Below are 14,202 nucleotides of genomic sequence, written 5' to 3' on the forward strand. Positions count from 1 at the left end.
CTGGACAATGCCCCGGACGGGAACGGGCCCCGACGGAAACGGAATCGTCCATACCGCGGACGGCAGGGGCCGGGCGTGGGAGGAGCGGCCCCTGCCGCCGTGGACCACGGGCCGGCCGTCAACCGCGGCTGACCCGGAGCTCCTTGATGCCGTTGAGCCAGGCGGCCCGCAGTCGCCGCGGCTCGGGCCCGGCCAGCCGCAGGTCGGGCAGCGCATCGGCGAGCGCGTTGAAGATCAGGTCGATCTCCATGATGGCCAGCGACTTGCCGAGGCAGAAGTGCGGTCCGCCGCCGCCGAAGCCCAGGTGCGGGTTCGGGTCGCGGGTGATGTCGAAGCGGTCGGGGTCGGTGAACACCTCGGGGTCGTGGTTGGCCGAGGAGTAGAAGAGCCCCACCCGGTCGCCCGCCTTGATCTTCTGCCCGCCGATCTCGGTGTCCCGGGTGGCGGTGCGCTGGAAGGACACCACGGGGGTGGCCCAGCGGACGATCTCCTCGGCGGCCGTGGCCGGCCGGCTCTCCTTGTACAGCTCCCACTGCTCGGGGTGGGTCAGGAAGGCGTGCATGCCGTGGCTGATGGCGTTGCGCGTGGTCTCGTTGCCCGCGACCGCGAGCAGCAGCACGAAGAAGCCGAACTCGTCGGAGCCCAGGTTGCCCTGACCCTCGGCGGCGACCAGCTGCGTGACGATGTCCTTGGCCGGGCACTCCTTGCGGGCCGCGGACAGGTTCATGGCGTAGCCGATGAGCTCCATCGCCGCGTTGGAGCCGACTTCCTCGGTGATCGCGTACTCGGGGTCGTCGTACGCGATCATCTTGTTCGACCAGTCGAAGATGCGCAGCCGGTCCTCCTGCGGTACGCCGATCAGCTCCGCGATGGCCTGGAGGGGGAGCTCGCACGCGACCTGGGTGACGAAGTCGAAGCTGCCGTCGGCCGAGGCGGCGAGCGCCTCCGCGACGATCTTCCGGGCCCGGTCGCGCAGGGCGTCCTCCAGGCCGCGGATGGCCCGGGGGGTGAAGCCGCGCTGCACGATCTGCCGTACGCGGGTGTGTTCCGGCGGGTCCATGTTCAGCATGATCAGGCGCTGGGCATCTATCTGCTCGCGCTGGATGTGCTCGTTGAAGCGGATGATCGCCGTATTGGTGGTCGAGGAGAACAACTCGGGGTGCGTGGAGACGTACTTGACGTCCGCGTGCCGGGTCACGACCCAGTAGCCGTCGTCGTCGAAGCCGGTGACGCCCCGCCGCTGGGGGCACCACCACACGGGGGCGGTCTGCCGCAGCCGGGCGAACTCGGGGAAGGGGACGCGGTCCTGGAGCAGGTCGGGATCGGTGGCGTCGAAGCCTTCGGGCAGCGCGGGACACGACATCGGGCGACTCCAAGGTCTGACGGCCCATCAGAAGTTGGCTTGAAGGTAGTAACGAGTTCTAGAAGTGACAAGGGTCCTCGCGCCAACTGTTGCGTGTGGAATCCGTGTAAGGCGCGTGCAAGACCCTTGCGTGCGGGGGTTACAGGTCATAAGACTGCGGGGAGAACTAGAACGCGTACTAGTTCGGGCGGGGCGCCGGGACGGCCCGCCGCGCCGGCACAGTGCAGGAGAGGACGAGCTCATGGCCGCGGAACCCGTCATCGTCGAAGCCGTACGCACTCCCATCGGCAAGCGCGGGGGCGCGCTCGCCAACCTCCATCCCGCCTACCTGCTCGGTGAGACGTACCGCGAACTCCTGGCCCGTACCGGAATCCAGCCCGACTGCGTCGAGCAGATCGTCGGAGGCACCGTCACCCACGCCGGCGAGCAGTCCATGAACCCGGCGCGCAACGCCTGGCTCGCCATGGGCCTGCCGTACGAGACCGCCGCGACGACCGTGGACTGCCAGTGCGGCAGCTCCCAGCAGGCCAACCACATGGTGGCCAACATGATCTCCGGCGGGGTCATGGACATCGGCATCGCCTGCGGGGTCGAGGCCATGAGCCGGGTGCCGCTGGGCTCGGGCTCCAAGCACGGCCCGGGCAAGCCCTTCCCGGACGAGTGGAACGTCGACCTCCCCAACCAGTTCGAGGCCGCCGAGCGGATCGCCCGCCACCGGGGCCTGACCCGCGAGGACGTCGACCGGCTCGGGCTGCTCTCGCAGGAGCGGGCCGCTGCCGCGTGGGCCGAGGAGCGGTTCAAGCGGGAGACCTTCGCCGTCCAGGTCCCGACGACGGAGGAGGAGCAGGCGGCCGGTCAGGGCATGTGGCGGCTGGTCGACCGCGACGAGGGCTTGCGCGACACGAGCATGGAGGCGCTGGCCCGGCTCAAGCCGGTCATGCCGACCGCCGTGCACACCGCCGGGAACTCCTCGCAGATATCGGACGGGGCCGCCGCCGTGATGTGGGCCTCGCGCAAGATGGCCCGCGCGCTCAAGCTGAGGCCGCGCGCCCGGATCGTCGCCCAGGCGCTGGTGGGCGCGGACCCGCACTACCACCTGGACGGGCCGATCGACGCGACGCGGGCCGTGCTGGGCAAGGCCGGGATGTCGCTGAAGGACATCGACCTGGTCGAGATCAACGAGGCGTTCGCCTCGGTCGTGCTGAGCTGGGCCCAGGTCTTCGAGCAGGACCTGGAGAAGGTCAACGTCAACGGCGGCGGCATCGCGCTCGGCCACCCCGTGGGCGCCACCGGGGCCCGGCTGATCACGACCGCGCTGCACGAGCTGGAGCGCCGGGACAAGGAGTTCGCGCTGATCACCATGTGCGCGGGCGGCGCGCTGGCGACCGGGACGATCATCCAGCGGCTCTAGGCCGCGCATGGACCCTGGGATGGGAAACAGAAGGCCCCGGTGGCCGGACCTGGGGAGGTCCGGCCACCGGGGCCTTCGCACTTCTCGCCGCTCGCGCCGTCAGGCGGTCACTGGTGGCTTAGTACCAGTGGTGGGTCTGCCAGAAGTTCCAGGCGCCCACGGGGCTGCCGTAGCGGGAGTTCATGTAGTCCAGGCCCCACTTGATCTGGGTGGCCGGGTTGGTCTTCCAGTCGGCACCGGCGGAGGCCATCTTCGAGGCCGGCAGGGCCTGGACCAGGCCGTAGGCGCCCGAGGAGGCGTTCGTCGCGGTGTGGTTCCAGCCGCTCTCGCGGGAAACGATGTTGTTGAACGCCGCGAACTGCGCCGGGTCCTTGATCATCTGCTGGGCGATCGCCTTGGCGCTCGTCGGAGCCGCCTGGGCGGGAACCGTGGCGAGCATGGTGCCGGCGACGCCCAGGGCGACGATCGAACCGGCCAGGGCCTTCTTGGAAGCGGCGATGCTGCGAATGACGGACTTCGACACGGAGGGAACCTTCCGACGGGGACAAGGGCGGTCGCCGCACGCCAGGGGCATGCGTGAGCCACTCACGCGGTGGAGAGGGGTTCGTCGGGCGGGGGGCGAAGGCCCCGCCGCCGTGGCGACATCACCAGTTAGCCAGGTCCCGGGCGCCGTGGCAAAGGCCGTTGTTACTAGCCGTCCTCGCAGAGCGGTGTCCTTCGGCCCGGGTGGGGACGGTGGGTGTCGGTGCAGGTGGGGGCCGGGTTCCGGGGTGGGGGTCGGGGGTGGTGGGGGCTACTAGCGTGGGTCGTATGTGACGTGGGTCCTGTGGGGCGGGTCACCGCCACGGGGCCGGAATGTCGCGTTCTGTGGCGGTTCGTTACACGGATTGGTGTGTGCGCCGGGCCACTTTCAACGCGAACCGAAGGAAACGGGTGCCTCGAACGCCGCTTTCCGCACCGCCCGCCGCAGCGCCTTCAGCAGCGTGCCCCCGATCGTGAGGGTCAGTACGACGGTCAGCACGGCCCGCCCCAGGTCCCACCCCAGCGAGGTCGCCACGCAGTACGCGGCGAAGCGCGCCAGGTTGGCGGGGACCGGATCCCCCGGCTGGAACGAGATCCCCTGGCCCATGCCCTGCAGGAGCACCCAGCCCTGGAGGTTCATGATCGTGCCGTACGCGAACGAGCCGGCGAACCCGTACGCCGACAGCATCAGCAGCTCCGCCCGGCCGCGCAGTCGCTCCGCCCCGGGCAGCAGCCCGGCCCCCAGGGAGAACCAGCCCATCGCGAGCATCTGGAACGGCATCCACGGCCCGACCCCGCCCGTGAGCAGGGCGGAGGCGAACATCGTCACCGAGCCGAGGACGAAGCCGAAGCCGGGCCCGAGGACGCGCCCGCTGAGCACCATCAGGAAGAACATCGGCTCCAGGCCGGCCGTGCCGGCGCCCAGCGGGCGCAGGGCCGCCCCGACGGCGGCGAGCACGCCGAGCATCGCCACCGCCTTGGCGTCCATGCCCTGGTCGGCGATGGTCGCGACGACGACGGCGACGAGGAGCGGGAGCAGCCCCGCGAAGAGCCAGGGGGCGTCCTGGGAGTGGGCGAGACCGGACTGGCGGTCGGCGAGGAGGGGCCAGCCGAAGGCCGCGACGCCGATGAGGGTGACGAGGAGCAGCGCGGCGGCGGCGCGGGGGCCGATGCGCAGGGGGCGGCCGCTCATGGGGTGGCCCCGGTTCCGTCGGCCAGGGCCTTGGCGACCTGGGGCACCGTGAGCCAGTGGGCCGGGGCCAGGACCTTGGCCACCTGGGGTGCGAAGGCGGGGGACGAGACGACGACCTCGGCGGTCGGGCCGTCCGCGACGATCTCGCCGCCGGCCAGGATCACGACCCGGTGGGCCAGCTCGGCGGCGAGCTCCACGTCGTGGGTGGCGAGGACGATGGCGTGCCCGTCGGAGGCGAGGCCGCGCAGGACCTCGATCAGGCGGGCCTTGGCCGCGTAGTCCAGACCGCGGGTCGGCTCGTCGAGCAGGAGCAGGGAGGGCCGGCCGGTGAGTACGAGCGCCAGGGCCAGGGCCAGACGCTGGCCCTCGGACAGGTCCCGGGGGTGGGTGTCGTCGGGGACGTCGGGGAGCAGCGCGCGGACGAGGTCCCGGCAGGTGCCGGGGGCCGCGCCGGCGTCGGAGTCGGCGGCCTCGCACTCGGCGGCCACGGTGTCGGCGTAGAGGAGGTCGCGGGGCTCCTGCGGCACGAGGCCGACGTGGCGGACCATCTCCTGCGGGGCCGTGCGGTGGGGGGTGCGGCCGCGGACGGTGACGGTGCCGGTGGTGGGGGCGAGCGTGCCGACGAGGGTGGCGAGGAGGGTGGACTTGCCGGCGCCGTTGCGGCCCATGAGGGCGATGGTCTCGCCGGGGGCGACGCGGAGGTCGATGCCGTGGAGGACCTCGGCGCGGCCGCGGCGGAGGGAGAGGGCGTCGATCCGGGCCACGGGCTCGGGGGCGGCGCCGGAACGGCCGGTGCCGGTGCCGGTGTCCGTGCCCGTGCGGTCGGCGGGGCCGGGGGTGGGCCCGCCCCCGCGGAGCAGGCGGGCCATGAGGCCGGGGCGGGGTGCGGGGCCGCCGCGCCGGGCCTTCTCCCCGCCGAGCCCCTTCCCGGAACCGCGGGCTGCGGCCCCGGACCCCGGCTCCCCGGCAGCCGACGGCGCCGGGGCGGGCGCGGGGGAAGCGGAAGTCGGCCGCGCAGGCCGGGCCGGGCCTGCGGGCACGGGGGCCGGCTGGGCCGGGGTCGCGGCGGGTGACGGGGGCGGCGTCACGGGAAGGCGGGTCAGGAGCGAGGGGGCGAGGCGGCGGGCGTCGCGGACCGACAGGGGGAGCGGGGTCCAGCCCGCCAGGCGGCCCAGGGCCACCACCGGCGGGTGGACCGGGGAGACGGCCATGATCGAGGACGGGCTGCCGAGGACCGCGGGCGCGCCCGGGGACGGGAGGAGGAGGACCTGGTCCGCGTACTGGACCACCCGCTCCAGGCGGTGTTCCGCCAGCAGGACCGTCGTGCCCAGGTCGTGCACCAGGCGCTGGAGCACCGCGAGCACCTCCTCGGCGGCCGCCGGGTCCAGCGCCGAGGTGGGCTCGTCCAGGACCAGGACCTTCGGGTGCGGGGTCAGGACGGAGCCGATCGCGACCCGCTGCTGCTGGCCGCCGGAGAGGGTGGCCAGCGGGCGGTCGCGCAGCTCGTTGAGGCCGAGCAGGTCCAGGGTCTCCTCGACCCGGCGGCGCATGACCGCCGGAGCCAGGCCCAGCGACTCCATCCCGTACGCGAGCTCGTCCTCGACCACGTCCGTCACGAAATGCGCCAGCGGGTCCTGGCCGACCGTGCCCACCACGTCGGCGAGCTCGCGCGGCTTGTGGGTACGGGTGTCGCGGCCCGCGACCGTGACGCGGCCCCGCAGCGTCCCCCCGGTGAAGTGCGGGACCAGCCCGCAGACGGCGCCGAGGAGGGTGGACTTGCCGACCCCCGAAGGGCCGACCAGCAGGGTGAGCTCGCCCTCCGGGACCACCAGGTCCACGTCGCGGAGGGTGGGCCGCGCCGCGCCGTCGTACGTGACCGACACCTGCTCGAAGCGGATCACTGCGATGCCTCCTTCGGAGGTACGGGGGCCACGAACGCCGGGACCAGGCCGATCAGGATCGCCGCCGCCGGCCACAGCGGCAGCGTCGGCGCCACCAGCGGGACGACGCCGGGCTGGAGGGCGGCCGGGTCCACCGTCCCGGCGCGGATCAGGGCGGCGGCCACGAGCACACCCGAACCGGCGACCACCCACGCCCGCCAGCCCCACCGGTCCGGCCGGTAACGGGTACGGATGCTGCGCCGCCCGCCGAGGCGCAGCCCGGCCAGCGCCAGGCCGAGGCCGAGCACGAGGACGGGCAGGCCGTACGCGGCGCCCTCGGCCGCGAGCAGCCCGTACGTCCCGGCGCACATGCCGAGCAGGCCGCCGAGGGTGAGGGCGTTGGTGGTGTGCCGGACGGCGGGCGGGACCTGCGCCGTACGCCCGTAGCCGCGCGCGTCCATCGAGGCGGCGACGGCGACGGAACGCTCCAGGGCGCCCTCCAGGACGGGCAGGCCGATCTGGAGGACGGCCTTGACGCCGCCGGTCGGGCGCCCGCGCAGACGGCGCGCGGTCCGCAGGCGCGCCACGTCGGCGACCATGTTCGGCGCGAAGGTCATCGCGACGACGACGGCGACCCCGGCCTCGTACAGGGCGGCCGGGAGGGACTTCAGCAGCCGCGCCGGATTGGCGAGGGCGTTGGCGGCGCCGACGCACACGAGGAGGGTGGCCAGCTTGGCGCCGTCGTAGAAGGCGAAGACGAGCTGCTCGGCGGTGACGCGCCCGCCGAGGCGGATCCCCTGGGCCGCCCAGTCGGGCAGCGGCACCTCGGGGAGGGTGAAGAGGACGTGCGCGCCGGGGATCGGGGAGCCGAGGAGTACGGAGAACAGGAGCCGCAGCCCGATGACGAACAGGCCCAGCTTGAGGAAGGCACCGTAGGAGCGGGCCCAGGGGGCGGCGGTCCGGCGGGCGGCCACGACGTAGCCGGCCACGCCGATGATCAGCCCGAGGAGCAGCGGATGGGTGGTCCGCGAGGCGGCGGTGGCGAGCCCGAGGGCCCACAGCCACCACGCCCCCGCGTGCAGGGCGTTGCCGCGCCGGGCGCGCGGCGCCACGATTTTTTCGTACGAGAGGCGGAACCCGGGACCACCCGCCCCGGCCCCGCCGGGCCCGGCCGGGGTCAGGTCGTCGGGTGCGGGACGGCGGGTACGGGCCGTACCCGCACCAGCCGTGCGGGCGGCCCCGGTGGCCCGGAGCACCGGGCCGTCGGGGGCGCTCGGGGAGGTCATCGGCGGCGGCGGGACTGCCAGACCGCGGCCGCCGCCAGGGCGGCCACCGCCGCCAGGCCGACCAGCAGGGACGTCGAGGGGCCACCGCCGGTGGCCTCCGGCTCCGCCGAAGGCTTCGGACCCGCGCTCGCGTCCGGGTTCGGATGCGGCTTCTGCCCGGCGTCCGCGATCGGTTCGCCGCAGCCCTGCTTCGGGTAGCCGGACACCGCGCACAGCAGCGCCGCGCTGTTGTAGCGGAGCGGCTTGGCGGCCGCCGCCAGGGCCTCGGCCGCCGTGGCGTCCGGGGCGACCTGGGCGCAGGCCGTGCGCGGGGTGTCCTGCGGCGGGGCGTCGCCGGCCGGGGCGTCCGCCGGGACGCCGAAGTCGACGACCACCGCGATCCGCTTGCGGCCCTCCGCCGCCTCGGTGCCCGCGCAGACCGCCGCGAAATCGGCCGCCGCGCGCGGCTTCGCCGCCTCGGCCGCCGCGTCCTGGCTCACCGAGAAGCGGAAGCCCAGGGTCGCGCCGTCCGCCGGGCGCGCCGTCGAGGGGCCCTGCGTGGCGTACTGCCACTGACCGCCCGAGGCCTCCCAGAACGACCAGTAGCGGTAGCCCGCCGCCAGTGCCGGGGAGGAGCCCAGGAGGGTGAGGAGGACGCCGAACGCGAGGACCAGCGGGCCCAGCGGGGTCGGGCTGCGGCGGGGCATCAGAGCTGGTTCTTCTTCCGGCGGCCGCTCAGCAGGACGCCGATGCCCATGCCGGCGGCCAGGCCCGCGCCCACGATCCACCAGACGTTCGAACCCGAGTCGTCCGACTTCTCCGACTTCTCCGACTCCTCGGCCTTGTCCGCCTTGGTCTCCGCCGTCTTCGACGCCGGGCCCGTCGCGTTCAGGGCCGTCACCAGGTCGGTGCCGCCGAACGCCTTCGGGTCGGTGCCGGTCGCGTGCGCGGCCAGGACCAGCGTGCCGAGCGCCGCCGGGCTGTCCTTGGCCCACTCCGCCGAGTTCGTCTTCAGCCACTCCAGCGCGCCCGCCGCCGACTGCTTGTGCCCGGCCGCGGCCAGGGCGATCACCGCGTCGGCGGTGTTGCCGGTGTCCGCGGTCGGCTGGTCGGCGCCCGGGGTGACGGCCATGAGGTGGCCGTCCTTCTTCAGCGTCTCGGCCAGGTAGCCGGCCGCGCCCTGGGCCGCGCCCGCCGGGTCGGCGGAGCCCGTCGCCGGGCAGGTCAGAGCCGCCGCGGGGGTGTCCGCGGCGGCGGGGGAGACGACCGCGCCCCGGCCCAGGCCGGCCAGGACCGCGGCGGCCGTGGCATCGGCGTTGGCCGGGAGCTTTCCGTCCGGCCCCGGCTGGTACCCGAAGGCGCCCCGGTCGGCCGCCGGTTCGGCGGCGCAGCCCAGCTGGAAGGCGAGCAGGCCCTCGTACGCGGACTTGCCCGCCTTCGACTTCACGTCGGCGGGCTTCTCGCCCGCCACCGCCAGTGCGCTGATCACGAGGGAGGTGGAGTTGCCCTCGCTCGGGGTGCCGGGGACGAAGGCCCAGCCGCCGTCCTCGTTCTGGACGGACTTCAGCCAGTCCACGCCCTTCTTCACCGCCGCGTCCTGCCCGCCCAGCGCCTTCAGCGCCTGCACGGCCATCGCGGTGGCGTTCGTGTCGAACATCGTCTTGTCGTCGCAGGCAGCGCCGGCGTCCGCGCGGAAGGAGGCGAAGCCGCCGCCCGCGCACTGCTGGCCGACCAGCCAGTCGACGGCCTCCTTGGCGGGCTGCACGCCGACCGTGTGCTGGGCCAGCAGCGCGAAGGACTGCCGCCACACGCCGTCGTACGTCGGGTCCTTCTTGCCGAACAGCCCGGACGGGATCACCGGGGCCGGCGGAGCGGAGGGGGAGGGAGCGGCGAGGGCTGCGGGGGCGGCGCCCACGCAGAGCACGGCGGAGGCGGCGAGCGCGGCGGCGCTGCGTCGGACGTTCATGGGGGGCGGGTGCCTCTCGTGCCGGGGAGCGGGAGGCAGGCCCGTACAGGGCACCGGGCTCCGGCTCCGTTTACCTCGACGGTGCCGGCCGCCGGGGGCTCCGGCGGCGCGAGCCGCGCACCTCGCGTACGGGGCGGTCCGGCTCCCCGCCCGGCAGGGCCTGGGCGGGTCACGGTTGCGGGTCAGCGCCGGAATCGCACCGGCTTCCCCCCGTACGGAAGGGTGGACGACGGGTCAACTGTACCGGCCCGTAGCAGCCCGGAAGGGGGGCGTCCGCCCGTAGCGCCCCTTACTGCGCGGCCCGCCGCCGTCACAGCGCGCGGTACGTGACCGGGTCGCTGCCCGGGACCGCCTCCGCCCGGCCCTGCTTCACCAGCCGTCGCAGATGGGCTTCCGCTTCCGAGACGGCGATGTTGCGGGAGCCGTACGGGATCTGCTCCCAGGGCCGGTTCCACTCCATGCGCTCCGCCAGCCCCCACGGGGTCAGCGGCTCGGCGAGCAGCTCCCACAGCCCGCTCAGCCGCTCCTCGTGGTGCTCCAGCAGCTCGCGCACCCGGGCCGGGGCGTCGGTGAAGGCGTGCTGGTGGGCCGGGAGCACCTCGGCCGGGTCGAGGCGGCCGATGCGTTCGAGGGAGTCGAGGTAGTCGCCGAGGGGGTCGGTGACCCGGGTGTCCTCCGGGTCCTCGTACAGGCCGATGTGCGGGGAGATGCCGGGCAGCAGGTGGTCCCCGGAGAAGAGGCGGCCGTTGCCGGGGAGGTTCGCCGGGTGCCGCTCCTCCAGGTGCAGGCAGACGTGGCCGGGAGTGTGCCCGGGGGTCCAGATGGCGCGCAGCCGGCGGCCGGCGAGGGGGAGCAGCTCGCCGGGGGCGATCTCGCGGTCGGGGACGGCGGCCCGCAAGCCGGGCAGGGTGCGCAGGCGGCCGCTCGCACGGGCGGCCCGCAACGGGGCGATGTGCTCCTCGGGGGCTCCGGCGGTGGCCAGCTTCTCGCTCATGTAGTCGAACCAGGTGCCGGGCTCTGCGGAGCGGGTCCGTACGACGACCTCGGTGTCGGCGGCGTGCATGGCGATCCAGGCCCCGGAGGCCTCCCGGACCCGGCCGGACAGGCCGTGGTGGTCGGGGTGGTGGTGGGTGATGACCACGCCGTGGACGTCGGCGACGGCGATGCCGAGGGCGCCGAGGCCGGCGGTGAGGGTGTCCCAGGACTCCGGGTCGTCCCAGCCGGTGTCGATGAGGACGGGCCCGCGGTCGGTGTCGAGGACGTGGACCAGGGTGTGGCCGAGCGGGTTGTCGGGGATCGGGACCTTGATGCCGCGGACGCCGCCGCCGTGGTCGGTGACGTGCGGGGGCGGCGTGGCCCCGGGGCCGGTGGGCGGTGCGGCCCGGGGCGGCGTGTCCTGCGGCGGCGTGTCCTGCGGCATGAGGGCTCCCTGTCTGCGCTGCGCCCGGCCGCGTCTGCGCCGCCCGGCTCACTCTCACGAGAACGTGTTGCAGTAGTCGCCCAAGTCGACCATCTGAGGGCGCATCTGACTAGTCGTGACCCCCGGTTGGATCTTCCCGGCTGTTCCGTCCTGGCCGTGGACTCCTGGAACTAGAACTGGTATCAGTTCGGGAACGCCAAGCCGCAGGAGGCATCAGCCATGACCGAGCTCGTGGAACACGGACACCTGTTCATCGGCGGTGAGTGGACGGATCCGCTGGGCACCGACACGATCGAGATCGTCTCCCCCCACACCGAGCAGGTCATCGGCAGCGTCCCGCACGCCTCCCGCGCGGACGTGGACCGCGCCGTCGCGGTCGCCCGCAAGGCCTTCGACGAGGGGCCCTGGCCCCGGATGTCCCTGGACGAGCGGATAGCCGTCGTCACCCGGATCAAGGACGCGATCGCCGTCCGGCACGAGGAGATCGCCCGCTCGATCAGCTCGCAGAACGGGTCCCCGTACTCCTGGAGCGTCCTCGCGCAGGCGCTCGGCCCGATGATGGTCTACGACGCCGCGATCCAGGTCGCGCGCGCCTACCCGTACGAGGAGCACCGCCAGGGCGCGCTCGGGCCGATCCTGGTGCGCCGGGAGCCGGTGGGCGTGGTCGCCGCCGTCATCCCGTGGAACGTGCCGCAGTTCGTGGCCGCGGCGAAGCTGGCGCCGGCGCTGCTCACGGGGTCGACGGTGATCCTCAAGCCTTCCCCGGAGTCGCCGCTCGACTCGTACATCCTCGCCGACATCGCGCGGGAGGCCGGGCTGCCGGAGGGCGTGCTGTCGATCCTGCCCGCGGACCGGGAGGTCAGCGAGTACCTCGTCGGCCACCCCGGCGTCGACAAGGTGGCCTTCACCGGCTCGGTCGCGGCCGGCAAGCGCGTGATGGAGGTCGCCGCCCGCAACCTGACGCGGGTCACGCTCGAACTCGGCGGCAAGTCCGCCGCCGTGATCCTGCCGGACGCCGATCTGGATTCCACGATCGCCGGGATCGTCCCGGCGGCCTGGATGAACAACGGGCAGGCCTGCGTGGCCCAGACCCGCGTGCTCGCACCGCGCAGCCGGTACGAGGAGGTCGCGGAGGAGCTCGCGGCGGCGGCCGGCGCGCTGGTGGTGGGCGACCCGCTGGACCCGGCGACGCAGCTCGGGCCGCTGGTGGCCAGGCGGCAGCAGCAGCGGTCGCTGGACTACATCCGGATCGGCCAGGAGGAGGGCGCGAAGGTCCTGGCGGGCGGCGGCCGTCCGGCGGGCCTGGAGCAGGGCTGGTACGTGGAGCCGACGCTCTTCGGGGACGTGGACAACTCGATGCGGATCGCCCGCGAGGAGATCTTCGGACCGGTCGTGTGCCTGATCCCGTACGGGGACGAGGCGGAGGCGGTACGGGTCGCCAACGACTCGGAGTTCGGTCTGAGCGGCAGTGTCTGGACGGGGGACGTGGAGCACGGCATCGACTTCGCCCGCCAGGTGCGGACGGGCACCTTCAACGTGAACACCTTCAGCCTGGACATGCTGGGGCCGTTCGGCGGCTACAAGAACAGCGGCGTGGGCCGGGAATTCGGGCCCGAGGGGCTGAGCGAGTACCTGGAGCACAAGATGATCCACCTGCCGGCGGGCTACGCGGCGGGTGCCTGATGGGCGACCGCTGGGTGGTGGAGGTGGACCGGGGGGTCTGCATCGGCTCCGGGATGTGCGTGAACCACGCGCCGGAGGGCTTCGAGCTGGACTCGGCGCGCCAGTCGCACCCCCGCGACCCCGAGACGGACGCGAACGAGCCGGTCCTGACGGCGGCGGAGGGCTGCCCGGTGGAGGCGATCCTGATCACCCTGGCGGGCACGGGCGAGGCGGTGTTCCCACCGGAGGAGTAGGGGGGCGGGGCGGGGCGGGGCGGGGCGGGGCGGGGGCTTCGGGGGGGCGGGGGCCGGTCGGGCGGGGTGGGGGTTGTTGGGCGGGGTGTTGGGGGGCGGGATCCCCGACTCGGGGTCGGAGCGGCCGGGGGGGGCTTCGGGGCGGGATCCCCGACTCGGGGTCGGGGAGGGTTCGGGGGCGTCCCGTCAGTCCACTGTCCTTCCGTGTCGGGTCGGTCCGTCAAGGGCGCTCCCTGCGGTCGCGTCGCTTCGCGATGTCGCTGCGCTCCACCCTTGACTGACCGCCCCGCCCCGGAATGCCATAAGACTGCCGGGAAGCCCCCGAAGGAATGGCCGGGAGGTTAGGCGAGGGATGAGGCCCCTTGAGATGCCGATCAGGACTCCCGTTCAGCCACTCCCCATTTCCCGGCACCATCCAGGCCCGGCCATGCCGGGGGCGCGTCCGATCGCTACGCGCTCCTCTCGGCATAGCGTCCGACGACCGCCCGTGGCCGGACATAAGCCGCCCATGACGGATCCGGATGTCTCCCGGCCTGCGACAGCGGGTTGTTTGTCCCTTTTGGTGGCCGGTCGAGGCCTGCAAGGGGCCGTGCCTGACTGAGAGGTTGGAAAGTCCGGCATCAGGCTCCGACTCGCCCTCCTCACTGCCCCATTCCGTCCCGATGGGCCTCATTCCGGCCCTGCCGGGCGCTTGTCCGCCCCCATGGGCCTCATTCCGCCCCCGCCAGGCCGCTGGCCTGCCCCGCCGAGCCCCTCATCCGTCCCGTTCAGCCGCTCGCCTGCCCCGCCGGGCCCCCCGTCCGCCCCGCTGAGCGCCTCGTCCGTCCCGCTGGGCCTTTTGACCGTCCCGGTCGACCCCGTACCCGTCCCGTTCGACCTCTTGTCCATCCCCCTGGTCTCCTTCTGCACCCAAGGCCGGCCCGCTCTTCAGCCAGGAACGGGCCGCAGACGCCGGCATGGCCGTCCATGGACTCCGTCTGGGCGGCTTATGTCCGGCCACAGGCGGTCGTCAGTCGCTGAGACGTGAGAAGCGCGTAGCGATCGACCGCGCCCCCCGTCATGGCCGGGGCTGGTGGTGCCGGGAAATGGGGCACGGATGAACGGAAGATCCCGATCGGCATCTCAAGGGGCCTTCATCCGTCGCCTAACCTCCCGGCCATTCCTTCGGGGGCTTCCCGGCAGTCTTATGGCATTCCGGGGCGGGGCGGGCAGTCAAGGGTGGCCGAAGGCCATCGCGAAGCGACGCGAACGAAGTGAGCGCCCTTGA

Annotated in this window: 11 protein-coding genes and 1 riboswitch; of the genes, 3 read left to right on the forward strand and 8 right to left on the reverse strand. The window is 73.8% G+C overall.

The window, feature by feature from the left end:
• Nucleotides 1-118: 118 nt before the first annotated feature.
• Nucleotides 119-1,363 carry a cytochrome P450 gene (locus CP980_RS23155; protein ID WP_150528984.1) on the reverse strand — a complete coding sequence of 415 codons (1,245 nt, stop codon included), beginning with the start codon at nt 1,361-1,363 and terminating at the stop codon, nt 119-121.
• Between the two features lie 241 nt (nt 1,364-1,604).
• On the opposite strand from CP980_RS23155, the gene CP980_RS23160 reads away from it, so the two are divergent.
• The gene (locus tag CP980_RS23160) at nt 1,605-2,774 is read left to right on the forward strand and encodes a steroid 3-ketoacyl-CoA thiolase (RefSeq protein ID WP_150528985.1); all 1,170 of its coding nucleotides are present in this window, start codon (nt 1,605-1,607) and stop codon (nt 2,772-2,774) included.
• 118 nt (nt 2,775-2,892) lie between these two features.
• Here CP980_RS23160 and CP980_RS23165 read toward each other — a convergent pair whose 3' ends face one another.
• From CP980_RS23165 to CP980_RS23195, 7 genes are all read right to left on the reverse strand, one after another.
• Nucleotides 2,893-3,297: an aggregation-promoting factor C-terminal-like domain-containing protein gene (locus CP980_RS23165; protein WP_099888073.1), complete on the reverse strand. Its 405-nt coding sequence runs from the start codon at nt 3,295-3,297 to the stop codon at nt 2,893-2,895.
• A 387-nt stretch (nt 3,298-3,684) separates the two neighbouring features.
• Nucleotides 3,685-4,488 carry an ECF transporter S component gene (locus tag CP980_RS23170; protein ID WP_150528986.1) on the reverse strand — a complete coding sequence of 268 codons (804 nt, stop codon included), beginning with the start codon at nt 4,486-4,488 and terminating at the stop codon, nt 3,685-3,687.
• Nucleotides 4,485-6,389 (reverse strand): ABC transporter ATP-binding protein, encoded by a 1,905-nt coding sequence (locus CP980_RS23175; RefSeq protein WP_150528987.1) that lies wholly within the window; start codon nt 6,387-6,389, stop codon nt 4,485-4,487. Before CP980_RS23175 ends, CP980_RS23170 begins: the two co-directional genes overlap by 4 nt.
• Entirely contained in the window at nt 6,386-7,654 is a 1,269-nt protein-coding gene (locus CP980_RS23180; protein ID WP_229907218.1) for an energy-coupling factor transporter transmembrane protein EcfT, read from the reverse strand. Before CP980_RS23180 ends, CP980_RS23175 begins: the two co-directional genes overlap by 4 nt.
• Nucleotides 7,651-8,340: an SCO2322 family protein gene (locus CP980_RS23185; RefSeq protein WP_150528988.1), complete on the reverse strand. Its 690-nt coding sequence runs from the start codon at nt 8,338-8,340 to the stop codon at nt 7,651-7,653. Before CP980_RS23185 ends, CP980_RS23180 begins: the two co-directional genes overlap by 4 nt.
• Nucleotides 8,340-9,599, reverse strand: a complete 1,260-nt coding sequence (locus CP980_RS23190; protein ID WP_150528989.1) for an SCO2321 family membrane protein — start codon at nt 9,597-9,599, stop codon at nt 8,340-8,342. The genes CP980_RS23185 and CP980_RS23190 overlap by 1 nt, the downstream gene beginning before the upstream one ends.
• Nucleotides 9,600-9,739: 140 nt before the next feature.
• Nucleotides 9,740-9,807, reverse strand: a riboswitch (cobalamin riboswitch).
• Nucleotides 9,808-9,909: 102 nt separating this feature from the next.
• Nucleotides 9,910-11,019: a Strvi_7410 family MBL fold metallo-hydrolase gene (locus CP980_RS23195; protein ID WP_229907217.1), complete on the reverse strand. Its 1,110-nt coding sequence runs from the start codon at nt 11,017-11,019 to the stop codon at nt 9,910-9,912.
• A gap of 219 nt (nt 11,020-11,238) precedes the next feature.
• On the opposite strand from CP980_RS23195, the gene CP980_RS23200 reads away from it, so the two are divergent.
• Nucleotides 11,239-12,702: an aldehyde dehydrogenase gene (locus CP980_RS23200; RefSeq protein ID WP_150528990.1), complete on the forward strand. Its 1,464-nt coding sequence runs from the start codon at nt 11,239-11,241 to the stop codon at nt 12,700-12,702.
• Nucleotides 12,702-12,935 carry a ferredoxin gene (locus CP980_RS23205; protein WP_099892728.1) on the forward strand — a complete coding sequence of 78 codons (234 nt, stop codon included), beginning with the start codon at nt 12,702-12,704 and terminating at the stop codon, nt 12,933-12,935. The genes CP980_RS23200 and CP980_RS23205 overlap by 1 nt, the downstream gene beginning before the upstream one ends.
• Nucleotides 12,936-14,202: the final 1,267 nt, after the last annotated feature.

Source organism: Streptomyces vinaceus, from assembly GCF_008704935.1.
Lineage (GTDB): Bacteria > Actinomycetota > Actinomycetes > Streptomycetales > Streptomycetaceae > Streptomyces > Streptomyces vinaceus.

Bases quoted from the DNA above. Each gene is read 5' to 3' on its own strand.
- CP980_RS23155 (WP_150528984.1), bottom strand. From the start codon at position 1,363: ATGTCGTGTCCCGCGCTGCCCGAAGGCTTCGACGCCACCGATCCCGAC.
- CP980_RS23160 (WP_150528985.1), top strand. From the start codon at position 1,605: ATGGCCGCGGAACCCGTCATCGTCGAAGCCGTACGCACTCCCATCGGC.
- CP980_RS23170 (WP_150528986.1), bottom strand. From the start codon at position 4,488: ATGAGCGGCCGCCCCCTGCGCATCGGCCCCCGCGCCGCCGCCGCGCTG.
- CP980_RS23180 (WP_229907218.1), bottom strand. From the start codon at position 7,654: ATGACCTCCCCGAGCGCCCCCGACGGCCCGGTGCTCCGGGCCACCGGG.
- CP980_RS23185 (WP_150528988.1), bottom strand. From the start codon at position 8,340: ATGCCCCGCCGCAGCCCGACCCCGCTGGGCCCGCTGGTCCTCGCGTTC.
- CP980_RS23190 (WP_150528989.1), bottom strand. From the start codon at position 9,599: ATGAACGTCCGACGCAGCGCCGCCGCGCTCGCCGCCTCCGCCGTGCTC.
- CP980_RS23195 (WP_229907217.1), bottom strand. From the start codon at position 11,019: ATGCCGCAGGACACGCCGCCGCAGGACACGCCGCCCCGGGCCGCACCG.
- CP980_RS23200 (WP_150528990.1), top strand. From the start codon at position 11,239: ATGACCGAGCTCGTGGAACACGGACACCTGTTCATCGGCGGTGAGTGG.
- CP980_RS23205 (WP_099892728.1), top strand. From the start codon at position 12,702: ATGGGCGACCGCTGGGTGGTGGAGGTGGACCGGGGGGTCTGCATCGGC.